Source organism: Roseateles sp., from assembly GCF_036486225.1.
Taxonomy (GTDB): Bacteria; Pseudomonadota; Gammaproteobacteria; order Burkholderiales; family Burkholderiaceae_C; genus Roseateles.
The window spans coordinates 1-13,285 of sequence record NZ_DASVNZ010000100.1 but is presented as its reverse complement, the minus strand read 5'-3'; the positions used below and the strand labels follow the sequence as shown (position 1 = coordinate 13,285).

At 69.1% G+C, this 13,285-nt stretch carries 10 protein-coding genes; 5 read left to right on the top strand and 5 right to left on the bottom strand.

The window, feature by feature from the left end:
* Both yidC and mnmE read left to right on the top strand, forming a co-directional pair.
* The coding region (yidC, locus tag VF536_RS07495) for a membrane protein insertase YidC (RefSeq protein WP_331614189.1) at positions 1–1,521 on the top strand (1,521 nt) is incomplete at its 5' end.
* A 273-nt stretch (positions 1,522–1,794) separates the two neighbouring features.
* On the top strand, positions 1,795–3,171 hold the full coding sequence (gene mnmE / locus VF536_RS07490) for a tRNA uridine-5-carboxymethylaminomethyl(34) synthesis GTPase MnmE (RefSeq protein WP_331614188.1): 1,377 nt from the start codon (positions 1,795–1,797) through the stop codon (positions 3,169–3,171).
* Between the two features lie 6 nt (positions 3,172–3,177).
* Here the strand turns inward: mnmE and VF536_RS07485 are convergent, their stop codons facing one another.
* The 4 genes from VF536_RS07485 to VF536_RS07470 form a co-directional block, all read right to left on the bottom strand.
* Positions 3,178–3,738, bottom strand: a complete 561-nt coding sequence (locus tag VF536_RS07485; RefSeq protein ID WP_331614187.1) for an adenine phosphoribosyltransferase — start codon at positions 3,736–3,738, stop codon at positions 3,178–3,180.
* Between the two features lie 57 nt (positions 3,739–3,795).
* The gene (locus tag VF536_RS07480; RefSeq protein ID WP_331614186.1) at positions 3,796–5,310 is read right to left on the bottom strand and encodes a sensor domain-containing diguanylate cyclase; all 1,515 of its coding nucleotides are present in this window, start codon (positions 5,308–5,310) and stop codon (positions 3,796–3,798) included.
* 160 nt (positions 5,311–5,470) lie between these two features.
* Positions 5,471–6,730, bottom strand: a complete 1,260-nt coding sequence (locus VF536_RS07475) for an acyl-CoA dehydrogenase family protein (protein ID WP_331614185.1) — start codon at positions 6,728–6,730, stop codon at positions 5,471–5,473.
* Positions 6,731–6,741: 11 nt separating this feature from the next.
* A complete protein-coding gene (locus VF536_RS07470) occupies positions 6,742–7,488 on the bottom strand; it encodes a histidine phosphatase family protein (RefSeq protein WP_331614184.1) in 747 nt (248 codons plus the stop codon).
* Positions 7,489–7,723: 235 nt separating this feature from the next.
* Here VF536_RS07470 and VF536_RS07465 point away from each other — a divergent pair, with 235 nt between their 5' ends.
* Positions 7,724–9,814 (top strand): acyltransferase family protein, encoded by a 2,091-nt coding sequence (locus tag VF536_RS07465; protein WP_331614183.1) that lies wholly within the window; start codon positions 7,724–7,726, stop codon positions 9,812–9,814.
* On the opposite strand, the gene VF536_RS07460 is transcribed toward VF536_RS07465, so the two are convergent.
* Positions 9,761–11,758 (bottom strand): cation:proton antiporter, encoded by a 1,998-nt coding sequence (locus tag VF536_RS07460; RefSeq protein ID WP_331614182.1) that lies wholly within the window; start codon positions 11,756–11,758, stop codon positions 9,761–9,763. The two genes, VF536_RS07465 and VF536_RS07460, sit on opposite strands and share 54 nt — an antisense overlap.
* 133 nt (positions 11,759–11,891) lie before the next feature.
* Here VF536_RS07460 and VF536_RS07455 point away from each other — a divergent pair, with 133 nt between their 5' ends.
* Together VF536_RS07455 and VF536_RS07450 are read left to right on the top strand one after the other, a co-directional pair.
* The gene (locus VF536_RS07455; protein ID WP_331614181.1) at positions 11,892–12,503 is read left to right on the top strand and encodes a hypothetical protein; all 612 of its coding nucleotides are present in this window, start codon (positions 11,892–11,894) and stop codon (positions 12,501–12,503) included.
* 94 nt (positions 12,504–12,597) lie between these two features.
* On the top strand, positions 12,598–13,182 hold the full coding sequence (locus VF536_RS07450; protein ID WP_331614180.1) for a hypothetical protein: 585 nt from the start codon (positions 12,598–12,600) through the stop codon (positions 13,180–13,182).
* Positions 13,183–13,285 lie beyond the last annotated feature (103 nt).

The window sequence follows — 13,285 nt, the reverse complement described above, 5'->3', positions numbered from 1 at the left end:
GCCGCCGCGCTGCCGGTCGCCGCCGGCGCCTCCGCCGCCGGTGGGACCGCCGCCCCGGCCGCGATCAAGAACGAGCTGGTCACCTTCACCACCGACGTGGTCAAGGCCACGATCGACACCCGCGGCGGCAGCCTGGTGCGCGTCGAGCTGCTCAAGCACGCCGACGACACCAATCCCAGCGGCCACGTCGTGATCCTGGACCCGATCCGCAACTACAGCGCCCGTTCCGGCCTGCTGAACGTGCCGAACGCGCCCAGCGACCAGACGGTGCTGACGCTGGTCGACGGCCCGCGCGAGCTCAAGGACGGCCAGGACGCGCTGACCGTTCGCCTGGAAGCCGACCAGGGCGGTGTGAAGCTGATCAAGACCTACACCTTCAAGCGCGGCGACTACGCCATCGGCGTGAACCACGAGGTGACCAACACCGGCGCCGCGCCGGTGACGCCGCAGCTGTACCTGCAGCTGGTGCGCGACGGCCACATCGACCACACCGGCCCGTCGTTCGCGCCGACCTCGTTCTCGGGGCCCGCGATCTACACGGACAAGGCGAAGTACCACAAGCTCGCCTTCGACGACCTGAAGAAGGGCAAGGCCGAGTACGAGAAGAACGCCGAGGACGGCTGGGTCGCGATGGTCCAGCATTACTTCGTCAGCGCCTGGATCCGCAACGAAGCGGGCCCGCGCGAGTTCAACGTCCGTCCGCTCAACGAGAACCTGTACACCGCCGGCGTGGTGATGAACTTCGCCACCGTCGCGCCCGGCGCTTCGGCCAAGCTGGACGACGTGCTCTACGTGGGTCCTCAGGAAGAGAAGAAGCTGGAAGTCCTGGCGCCCGGCCTGGAGCTGGTGAAGGACTACGGCATCTTCAAGATCCTGTCCAAGCCGCTGTTCTGGCTGCTGGACGTCCTGCACTCGCTGCTGGGCAACTGGGGCTGGGCGATCATCCTGCTGGTCGTGATGCTGAAGGCCGCGTTCTACGGCCTGAACGCCAGCGCGTACCGCAGCATGGCCAAGATGAAGGCGGTGAACCCGCGCATCCAGGAGATGCGCGAGCGCATGAAGGACAAGCCGCAGCAGATGCAGCAGGAGATGATGCGCATCTACAAGGAAGAGAAGATCAATCCGCTGGGCAGCTGCCTGCCGATCTTCCTGCAGATGCCCTTCTTCATCGCGCTGTACTGGGTGCTGCTGTCCAGCGTCGAGATGCGCGGCGCCCCGTGGGTGATGTGGATCCACGACCTGTCCAAGCCGGACAGCCTGTTCGGTCATCTGTTCGGCGCGCCCATCGGCCCGCTGCCGCTGTTGATGACGGCGTCCAGCCTGCTGCAGGTGTGGCTGAACCCGCAACCGGCCGACCCGGTGCAGGCCAAGATGATGTGGATCATGCCGCTGGCCTTCAGCGTGATGTTCTTCTTCTTCCCGTCGGGCCTGGTGCTCTACTGGCTGGTGAACAACATCCTGTCGATCGCCCAGCAATGGATGATCAACAAGCAGATCGGCGGAGCGGCCGTGAAGAAATAAGGGTGACCGTCGCGGGAGGGGTTCGGCAATTCCTCACGCGCAGCCCCGAGCCCCCGCACACCGGGGGCTTTTTTTCGCCCGCTCGCGAGCGCTTAATGGGATGCATGCGGGGGTCGCTTCTCCACCCGGCTTGAGGTGGTGGAGAACCGGAGGCGCCAGGCGTCGGCTCACGAGAGACGGCGACGAGGCCTACCCCGCGCCATTCACGACAACGGCGATGCCGCCCCCGGGCGCATCGCCGTTTTTCATGGGCGCTGCGAGACAATCGCCTCCATGCTGTCGCGCCATCAGGATCCCATCGCCGCCATCGCCACCGCACCAGGAAGAGGCGCCGTCGGCATCGTGCGGGTGTCCGCGCCGCAAGACCTGGCCCCGCTGGTGGCGGCGATCTGCGGCCGGGCGCTGAAGCCGCGCGAGGCGACCTATCTGCCCTTCCGCAGCGCCTCGGGCGAAGCGATCGACCACGGCCTGGCGCTGCTGTTCCCGGCCCCGCATTCGTACACCGGCGAACACGTGCTGGAACTCCAGGCCCATGGGGGACCGGTGGTGCTGCAGCTGCTGCTGGCGCGATGCCTGGAAGCCGACCCCGCGTTGCGGATGCGTCTGGCCGAGCCCGGTGAATTCACGCGGCGCGCGTTCCTCAACGGCAAGCTGGACCTGGCGCAGGCCGAGGCGGTGGCCGACCTGATCGATGCGAGCACCGAAGCCGCCGCGCGCAGCGCCGGTCGCGCGCTGGCCGGCGCGCTGAGCGGCGAGGTCGGCGGACTGCGCGATGCGTTGATCCAGCTGCGGATGCTCGTCGAGGCGACGCTGGACTTCCCGGAGGAAGAGATCGATTTCCTTGAGCAGGCCGATGCACTGGGCAAGCTGCGGCGCCTGCTGGTGCGCGTGGAAGCCTTGCTGGACCGCAGCCGGCAGGGCGCGATCCTGCGCGAGGGCATCAAGGTCGTGCTGGCGGGGCAGCCGAATGTCGGCAAGAGCTCGCTGCTGAATGCGCTGGCCGGCGCCGAGCTGGCGATCGTGACGCCGATTCCCGGCACGACGCGGGACAAGCTGAGCCAGACGATCCAGATCGAAGGCGTGCCGCTGCACATCAGCGACACCGCCGGCCTGCGCGACACCGAGGACGAGGTCGAACGCATCGGCGTGGCGCGCAGCTGGGATGCGATCGCGGATGCGGACGTGGTGCTGTTCCTGCACGACCTGACACGCGTCGGCCATGCGGACTACGAGTCCGAGGACGCCGAGATCCGCGGACGCCTCGCGAGCGTCGATCCGTCGCGGATCCTGCAGATCTACAACAAGGCCGATGCGCACGCGCCGGCATCGTTGCCCGCGGGCGCGCTGACGCTGTCGGCGAAGACGGGCGAGGGCCTGGATGTGCTGCGGCGCAAGTTGCTGGAGCAGGTGGGCTGGCACGCCGTGCCGGAAGGGCTTTTCATCGCCCGCGAGCGTCACGTGCAGGCGCTGCGCCGCACGCGCGAGCACATCGAGCTGGCGCTGCTCCAGGCCGAGGCGCAACCACCGGCGCTGGATCTGATGGCGGAGGAGTTGCGCCTGGCGCATGACGCGCTGGGCGAGATCACGGGTGCGTTCACCGCCGACGACCTGCTGGGGGAGATCTTCAGCAGGTTCTGCATCGGGAAGTGACCGGGCTCAGTGCCCTTCGAAGTCGACCAGCGAGAACACCTTCAGTCCTCCGTCGCGCAGGCGTTTCGAGCCACCCAGCTCCGGCAGGTCCACGATCGCCGCGCCTTCGATGACCTCGGCCCCGAGGCGCTCCAGCAAGCGCTTGCCGGCCATCATCGTGCCGCCGGTGGCGATCAGGTCATCAATCAGCAGCACGCGGTCGCCGGCCTTCACCGCATCGGTGTGCATCTCGACCGTGGCGCTGCCGTACTCCAGTTCGTAGGTCTCCTGCACGGTCGTGAAGGGCAGCTTGCCCTTCTTGCGGATCGGCACGAATCCGACGTTGAGCTCATACGCCAGCACCGAGCCGATGATGAAGCCCCGTGCGTCCAGCCCGGCGATCGCATCCGGGCGGGCGTCGAAGTAGCGATGCACGAACTGGTCGATCAGCACGCGGAAGGCCCGGGGATTCGACAGCAGCGGTGTGATGTCGCGGAACTGCACGCCGGCCGAAGGCCAGTCCGGCACGGTGCGGATCTGCTGCTTGAGGAAAACGATCGGATCCAGGGTGGGGTCGGCGTGCGGCATGGGAGCGATTGTCGCGCCGTCAATCCGCCGCCGATGCGCCGTTCTTGCGCCGCCGTTTCAGGCCGTCTGCTGCTGGCAGATCAGGCGGGCGCGTCCCGCCTGCTTGGCTTCGTAGAGCGCCGAGTCCGCGGTCTGGATCAGGCGCTGTGCCGCGTCGCCGTTCTGGGGGATGAAGGACGCCACGCCGATCGACAGGCTCACCGAGCGTCTCACCGGCGAACCCACATGCTCGATCGCGGCCAGCCGCACGCTGTCCAGGCAGCGCTGCGCGACGACCTGGGCGCCGGCCAGGTCGGTGTCGACCAGCAGCACCGCGAATTCCTCGCCGCCGTAGCGGCAGACCGATTCACCGCCCCGGCCCGCGCAGCTGCGCAGCAGCGTCGCGACGCGGCGCAGGCAATCGTCGCCCGAGACGTGGCCGTAGCAGTCGTTGTATTGCTTGAAGTGATCGATGTCGACCATCAACAGCGCCAGCGGCCGGTTCGCGCGGGTGGCGCGGTGCCATTCCGTCTGCAGCAGCTGGTCGAAGAGCCGCCGGTTGCCCACGCCCGTCAGGCCGTCGGTCGTCGACTGCCGCGCGAGCAGCTCGTTCGCGCGTCGCAGCCGCTCCTCCTGGCGCTTGCGCTCGGTCAGGTCGGTGACGATGCAGACATACAGATGGATCGTGTCGGTACGGACCTCGGCGAGCGCGAGTTGCAGGTGCAGCGCCTCGCCGCTGCGATGCCGCGCCGTGAACTCGCGCGGCTGGCCGAGCAGGGAGCGCGGGTCCAGCGCGGCGTCAGGTGTTGCGCCCGGTTCGGGAGCCGTCGCGGTGGCCGCGCCGAGCAGCATGCCGATGTGCACGCCCTGCAGCTCTGCCGCGGTGAAGCCGAACAGCAGCTCGCAGCTCGGATTGGCTTCCAGCACATGCCCGCCCGAATCGAGCGTCAGGATGCCGTTGGCCGCCGATTCGATCGTCGCGCGGAGCTGCGCCCGGCTGGCGGCCAGGCGCTGCTGCTCGTGGATCAGGTCCGTCACGTCCATCCGCACGCCGACGATCCCGCCCGACGGCGTGCGCGACTCGTAGATGCGCAGCCACATGTCGTCGTGCACCCGCTGCAGCAGCGGCGACATCTGCTGGCCGCGCGCCTGCTTGCGCTCCTCGAGCCATTCGGGCTCGCGGCCGCGGGCCTCGGGGATGCCGCCTCGGGCGAGGGACTCGCGCACCAGGTCCTCGAAGGTGCACTTGTGCTGGAAGTGCCGCAGCATGTGCGGATAGATCTCCACCAGGCGCTTGTTGTAGGCGATCAGGCGGTCCTCGGCGTCGAAGATCTCCACGCTGGCCGGCAGCGCGTCGATGGCTTCCTCCATCGTGCGTTGCGCCAGCTTGGCCCGGGCCTGCGTGCGAGCCAGCGTCGACACGACCGCCACCGCCAGCGCCACCGTCAGGACCAGCGAGGCCATGCCGATCCACGCCAGCCAGCCGTCCACCGCATAACCGCCCAGGGTCACCGTGAGCACGATGGCCTGCAGGCCGACCAGCAGCGCGAACGCCAGCAGCGGCCAGGTGCGGACTTCGGCGAATCGGTTCATCGCGGGAGCGGCGCGCGGGAGGGCGTCCGGAAAAAAGGGTGGCTGATCCTAGCCACCGCGCTCCGTGATGGAAACCGCTCTCCGGGGGGAGAAGCGGGTTCCTGCGACGTCCCCCCGTTGGTGTGATGCCACGCTTTGTGCGTGACGGTGTACGGGAAGCTCAGCCGCCGCGGGTGATCGGCATGTCGCCCGCGTTGGGCAGGGTCATGTGGCGGGCCAGCTCCAGCTTCGCCAGGGAGTTGCGGTGGACCTCGTCCGGACCGTCGGCGAAGCGCAGCGTGCGCTGGCCAGCCCACATGTAGGCCAGCGGCGTGTCGTCGCTGACGCCCATGCCGCCGTGGACCTGCATCGCCCAGTCGATGACCTTGAGCGCCATGCTCGGCGCCACGATCTTGATCATCGCGATCTCGGCCTTGGCGACCTTGTTGCCGACCGTGTCCATCATGTAGGCCGCCTTCAGCGTCAGCAGGCGCGCCTGCTCGATGCTGCAGCGCGATTCCGCGATCCGCTCCTGCGTCACCGTCTGTTGCGCGATGGTCTTGCCGAAGGCGACCCGCGAGATCGCCCGCTGGCACATCAGCTCGAGCGCGCGCTCCGCCGCGCCGATCGACCGCATGCAGTGATGGATGCGTCCCGGGCCGAGGCGGCCCTGCGCGATCTCGAAGCCGCGGCCTTCGCCCAGCAGGATGTCGTCCACCGGCACGCGCACGTTCTTCAGCTCGATCTCCATGTGACCGTGCGGTGCGTCGTCGTAGCCGAAGACGCTCAGGTGGCGCTTGACCGTGATGCCCGGCGTGTTGGCCGGCACCAGCACCATCGACTGCTGCTCATGGCGTCCCGCGTCGGGATTCGTCTTGCCCATCACGATGTACAGCGCGCAGCGCGGATCGCCGGCGCCGGACGACCACCACTTCGTGCCGTTGATGACGTACTCGTCGCCGTCGCGCTCGATGCGGCACTGGATGTTGGTCGCGTCCGACGAGGCCACGTCCGGCTCCGTCATCAGGAAGGCGGAGCGGATCTCGCCGCGCAGCAGCGGCTCCAGCCAGCGGTCCTTGTGGGCCTCGCTGCCGTAGCGCTCGATGGTCTCCATGTTGCCGGTGTCCGGCGCCGAGCAGTTGAAGACCTCGGGCGCCCAGTACACGCGGCCCATGATCTCGCACAGCGGCGCGTACTCGAGGTTGGACAGGCCCTCCGGCGCACGCGGCGAGCGCGGCAGGAACAGGTTCCACAGCCCGGCGGCGCGCGCCTTGGGCTTGAGCTCCTCGATCACCTTCGTCGGGATCCAGGCGTTGCCGCCGCGGCGGTTGGCCTCGATCTCCTCGTGGTAACGCTTCTCGTTGGGATAGATGTGCTCGTCGAAGAACGCGAGCAGGCGCTCGCGCAGCTGCTCAACCTTGGGGCTGTAGTCGAAGTTCATGGGGAGGTCCTTCAGCCGCGTTGGCTGCGATAGCGGAGGTACTGCGCGTACAGCGCTTCCATCGTGGTGGCCCGCTCATCCGCATGCAGCGGATGCGACGGGGCGAAATTGCAGACGCGCAGCAGCCAGCTCGCGGGCTCATCCCCGCTGGCCGGCGCGACGTCCAGCACGTTGATGCAGGCGGGCGACTGGACCCAGCTGCCGAGCATCACGCGCTGGCCGCCGGTCACCGCGTGCGACAGGATGGCCGCGTTGACGACGCCGTGCAGGACCAGCAGCGCGCAGTCCCAATCGGGATCGGCCTGCAGCCGCGCGACACCGCCGAGCACACGATCGAGCAGCTCGCCGACGCTCTCGCCGTTCAGGAAACGTTGCGACTCCGTGACGGGGCTGCGCTGCAGGCCGTTGAAGGCCTGGGCGAGGTCCGCGTCCGCGATGTCGCCGAGGCGGCCGCCGCGGATCTCCTGCCACTCGGGCCAGGTCTGCGGCCGGAGGTCGGCCTGGCCGGCGTGACGCAGCACCAGGTCCGCGGTCTCGACGGTGCGCGGCAGTCCCGAGACGATCGCGCGGTCGAAGCGCACGCCCGCCGCGCGGAAGGCCTCGCCGGCGGCCTGCGCCTGGGCGATGCCGTCGTCGTTGAGCCGCACCTGTTCCGGCAGCACCGGACGGCCCGTCGTGCCATCGAAGTAGGTCACCGCGCCGTGGCGCATCAGATAGATGCGGCGGCGTTGCGGGCTGCGGGGCTGGGTGTCCAACATGGCTGGCAGTGTGGCGCAACGATGGAGGCCGCACTGTCACGCAGGCGGCAACCCCCCGCAGCCGTCGCAGCTCTGCTTTGGGCGCCTCGCGTCGTTGCAAATCCTCGCCATAGCTGGGCTATGGCTCCGGTTTGCGCCTAGCGATGCATCCCAAATCAGAGCCGCGACGGCCGCGGGGGATCGCTATTCACGCGCCACAATCGCGCCCTCCTGTTTGATTCGTTCTGACGCCTTGGTGACAAGCTCCTCCGCGACGCCGTTCCATCGCCCGCACGGCCCGCACGCGGCCGGTGAAGTCGCGCTGCGCGACGACATCCAGGTCCTGCGCGCGATCGCCGTGCTGTGGGTGCTGCTGTATCACGCGCAGATCCCCGGCGCGTCGGGCGGCTACCTCGGCGTCGACATCTTCTTCGTCATCTCCGGTTATCTGATCACGGGGCTGATCCAACGCGCGCTGCAGCGCGGAGACTTCAGCTTCCGCGCGTTCTACGGCCGCCGCGCGCGACGGCTGCTGCCGGCGGCGTATGTCGTGCTCGGCGCGACCCTGATGGCCGCGCCGTGGGCGCTCAACCGCAGCGAGCAGATCGACTTCGTCGGCCAGTTGCTCGGTGCGCTGGGCTTCGCCAACAACCTCGTGCTGTGGCGGCAGACCGGCTACTTCCAGGGCGCCTCCGACCTCAAGCCGCTGCTGCACTTCTGGTCGCTCGCACTCGAGGAGCAGTACTACCTCGTGCTGCCGGCGCTGCTGGCCTTCAGCCCCGCGCGCCTGAGGGCCGGCGTCGCGATCGTCGTCACGGCGGCCAGCCTCGGCCTGCTGCTCTGGTGGCAGCCGATCGACGCCAGCGGCGCGTTCTATCTGCTGCCGACCCGCGCGTGGGAGTTGGGTCTTGGCTCCATCGGCGCGTTGATGAGCGGCACGCGTGTGCGGGCGGGCACGGGGTCCGCGCAGCGGACCCTGCGATGGCTCGCGTGGCCGGCATGGGCGCTGCTGCTCGCCGTGCCGATCGTGCCGCAGTGGTTCGGCACCGCGCATCCCGGGCCGGCGGCGTTGATCGTCGGACTGGCGACGCTGGTCCTGCTGCTGCGCGAGCCCGCAAGCCTGCCGCGCGCGGCCGCGCCGCTGGTGCGCATCGGCGACTGGTCCTATGCGCTGTACCTCGTCCACTGGCCCCTGATCGCGATCCTTCACAACGCCTGGGTCGGACTGAAGGCCGATCCGCACGCGCTGATGGCCTGGCGCTTCGGGGCGGTGCTGCTGGCCTTCCCGCTGGCGTGGGCGCTGCACCGCGCCGTCGAGCGGCCGGCCAAGGCGCTGCTCACCGGTCGTCGCGGCGCGCTGATCCTGGGGACCGGCACGGTGTTGCTCGCGGTCGGCGGCATGGCCTTGGCCCTGCACAAGCCCGCGCCGGGCTCGATCGACTTCGTTGAACTGCGCAAGGCCAACTACGGGCTGTCCGCCAACTGCGATGCCGAGGAACCCTTCGACGGCAGCGAGGAGTGCCGCACGCGCCGCGGCGCGAGGTGGCTGGTGTGGGGCGACTCCTACGCGATGCATCTGGTGCCGGGGCTGGTCCGCGTGGCCAGCGACCAGGGTCTGGTGCAGGCGACGAAGTCTTCCTGCGGACCGTTCCCCGGCCTGACGCCGGTGCGGCCGGAGATGGGCCGGGGCAACAGCTTCGCGTCGCCGTGGATCGAGCAGTGCCAGGCCTTCAACGCGTCGGTGCTGCGCTGGCTGGAGCGGCATCCGGAGATCGACACGGTGGTCTTGTCGAGCCTGCTGACGCAGTACCTGGACGACGCGAAGTACGAACTCCAGCGCACCCGTGGCGGGGAACGCCTGCGCGGCGAGCCGGCGATGCGCGCGGCGCTGCTCGTCGACATGGGCGAGACCGTAAAGCGGCTGCGTGCGATGGGCAAGCGGGTGATGGTGGTGGCGCCGCCGCCGTCTGCGCCCTTCGACGTCGCAGGATGCCTGGAGCGACGTCAGGCGCGTCGCTGGACGATAGGAGCGACGCCGGGTTGTGTGATCGGCGAAGCGGACGATCACCGCCGCCGCGCCGCCGAGCACCGCTTCATCGCCGACTTGGCGAAGTCGGACGCGCGCCTGCCGGTGCTGCGCTTCGAGCCGCTGCTGTGCGACGGGACGACGTGCCAGGTCGAGCGCGACGGTGTGCCGCTCTACCGTGACCAGGGTCACCTGAGCCGCGAGGGTTCTCGGTTGTTGATGCCGGCCGTGATGTCGGAGGCCACCGGCGAAACGCAGATCGCGTTGTCAGCCGACCAGCAACCCGTGTTCAGCGCGCGCGAGCGCCTCGGGCGTCCCTGACACGACGAGCGTGTCGCCGCCCTGCAGGACGAGGTCGTCGCTGGCGTCCTTCACCGCCCCGTTGGGCCGGCGCACCGACACCACGCTGACGCCCCAGGCCAGGAGACCGATCTCGCCGAGGGTGCGTCCTTCGAGGAGGCTGGCCATCGGCAGGCTGATGGACTGGAGCCGGGCCTGATCGCGCTCTTCCGACGTGTCGTCGTCCGCGCCGTGGAAGTAGCCGCGCAGCAGTCCATAACGGCGATCCCGCGCATCCCGCGCGATGCGCAGCACCCGCCGCATCGGCACGCCGACGAGCGCGAGCGCGTGGCTCGCGAGCATCAGCGAACCCTCGATCGCTTCCGGCACGACCTCGGTGGCGCCGGCGGCGCGCAGCTTCTCGAGGTCGGTATCGTCGATCGTGCGCACCACCACCGGCACGTGCGGCGCATGCCCGCGCACTTCGTGCAGCACCTTCAGCGCCGACGCCGTGTCGTGGTACGAGATGACCACCGCGCTGGCCCGCGTCAGGCCCGCGGCGATCAAGCTCGGCAGCCTGGCCGCGTCGCCGAACACGACGCTCTTGCCCGCCGCCGCCGCCTGCCGCACGCGGTCCGGATCCAGGTCCAGCGCCATGTAGGGGATGTGCTCGGTCTCCAGCAGCGTCGCGAGGTTCTGCCCGCTGCGGCCGTAGCCGCAGATGATCACGTGCGCATCGGTCTTGATCGACTTCTTGGCGATCGTCGTCAGCTGCACCGACTGCAGCAGCCAGTCGCTGGCCGACAGCTTCATGACGATGCGGTTGCTGTGCTCGATGATGATCGGCGTCAACAGCATCGACAGCACCATCGCCGCCAGCACCGGGCTGACCCACTGCGCCGCGATCAGGTTCTGCTGGGCGCCCAGCGTCAGCAGCACGAAGCCGAACTCCCCCGCCTGCGCCAGGTACAGGCCGGTGCGCAGCGCGACGCCGGTCGGCGCGCGGAACAGCTTGGCCAGCCCCGCCACGAGCACGAACTTCGCCAGCGTCGGCACCAGCGTCAGGATGATCACCAGCGGCCATTGGAAGACCAGCGTCTGCCAGTCCAGCCGCATGCCGATGGTGATGAAGAACAGCCCCAGCAGCACGTCGTGGAAGGGCCGGATGTCCAGTTCCACCTGGTGCTTGTATTCGGTCTCCGCGATCAGCATGCCGGCCACGAACGCGCCCAGCGCCAGCGACAGCCCCGCGTGCTCGGTCAACCAGGCCAGGCCCAGCGTGACCAGCAGCAGGTTCAGCATGAAGAGCTCCTGGCTCTTGCGCCGCGCCACCAGCGTCAGCCAGCGCCGCATCAGGTGCTGGCCGCCGGTCAGCAGCAGCACCAGCAGCACGACCGCCTTCAAGGCGGCCCAGCCGAGCGATTCGATCATCTCGGCGCCACTCCCGCCCAGCGCCGGGATCAGCACCAGCAGCGGCACCACGGCCAGATCCTGGAACAGCAGCACGCCGATCACGCGCCGGCCGTGTTCGCTCTCGAGTTCCAGGCGTTCGGACATCAGTTTCACGACGATGGCGGTCGAGCTCATCGCCATCGCCGCCCCCAGCGCCAGCGAGCCCTGCCACCCCAGATCCCAGGCCCAGCCCAGCATCCCGAACAGCCAGCGCAGGAAGACGTTGCCCAGCATCGTCCCGCCGATGGTGACGACCACCTGCAGCAGCCCGAGCCCGAACACCATCGACCGCATGCTGTGCAGCTTGGGGAGGTTGAACTCCAGGCCGATCACGAACATCAGGAACACCACGCCGAACTCGGCCAGGTGCTGCACGCCCGGCACGTCGCTGGCGAGCGCCAGCGCGTTCGGCCCGATCACCACGCCCACGACCAGATAACCCAGGATCGGGGGCAGCTTCAGCGAACGGCACACCACCACGCCGAGCACGGCGGCGATCAGATAGATAAGGGTCAGGTCCAGCGCGGTGAGCATGGCGGCGATGGTACTGGGCCCCCACTTCGGGTGGCCCCGGATGCGACAAGTCCCAGGCTCGATATAGTTTGCGGTACGCCGTCCGTCGCATTCCAAACACACATCGGACGCGTTCCACGAGGGAGATCCACGCATGAGCATCATCGTCCGCGGCGCCAGTCTGGCGCGCGTGCTGGGCGCGTTCGCGCTCGCCGTCGGCCTGACCGGCTGCATGAGCGTCTATGTCGACAACCGGCCGGCGGAAGTGGCGGCCAGCCAGTTCGCCAAGCCCGCCGAACCGAAGCCGGTCCAGCTGTTCTTCGAATTCCAGACCAAGGGCGTCCCGAACCAGCAGGGCACCGCCGTGCTGAAAGGCCGCATCGCGGACCAGGTCCGTGCCAGCGGCGTCTTCAGCAGCGTGTCCGAGACGCCGGTGGATGGCGGCGCGTCGCTCAGCATCGTGCTGGACAACGTGCCGACCTCCGACGACGTCTTCGCCAAGGGCTTCGTCACGGGGCTGACCTTCGGTCTGGCCGGCTCTCAGGTCGGCGATGGCTACCTGTGCACCGCGACCTATCGCGCGCCGGGTGCCGCGGAGGCCGTCGTCAAGAAGTCCCGGGGGATCCTGTGGTCCACCATCGGGGCCAAGTCGTCGCCGGAAGGCGCCACCAAGGCCGACAGCATCGATGCCGCCATGACGCGCATCACGCGACAGGTCGTCAGCAACGTGCTGAACGACGTGACGCACGATCCGGCCTTCCGCTGATCGAAGGGCCTGGCCGGCCCGCCGGTCCTGCCTGTCCATCGTGGGGCCCGTTCCCCGCTTCCCACCTTTTTTCGAGTCCCGAGAAAGTACTTCCATGACCCCGTTCCTGATCCGTGCCGCCCGCCTCACCGTCGTGCTGGCCGCCACCGCCGCGCTGACCGCCTGCATGACCGCCAAGCTGCCCACGCCGTCGGCCAGTGCCACCAACGTCGAGAAGCTGCGCGCCGCCAAGGCCGCGCCGTCCCAGGTGGGCAGCTTCAAGCTGGCCGCCGGCAAGCCCGCCGCGATGGATACCGATCTCGGCGGCCTGCGCGGCTCGTCGGTGCAACCGAGCTCGGGCACGTTCTCGGCGCAGCTGCGCGATGAACTGGTCGCCGAACTCAAGGGCGCCGGCCTGCTCGATCCGGCCAGCCAGGTCGTGATCGAAGGCGAACTGACGGACAGCCGCGTCGACGCCGCGATCGGTACCGGCACCGGCCGCCTGGCGGCGCGTTTCGTCGTCAAGCGCAACGGCCAGAAGGTCTTCGACAAGGAACTGGCCGCCGAGTCCAGCTGGGAGTCGAGCTTCGTCGGCGGGATCGCCATCCCCATGGCGATCAACCAGTACGGCGCGCTCTACAAGTCGCTGATCGGCAAGCTGCTGGACGACGCGGAGTTCCGCGCCGCGGTGAAGGGCTGATCCCTGGCCGTCGCGTTCACGCCATTCCGACGCCGTCCCGACGGCGGACGCAGCACGGGCCCCGCGGGGCCCGTTTTTCATGGCGCGTCCGGGCGTGAGGCCG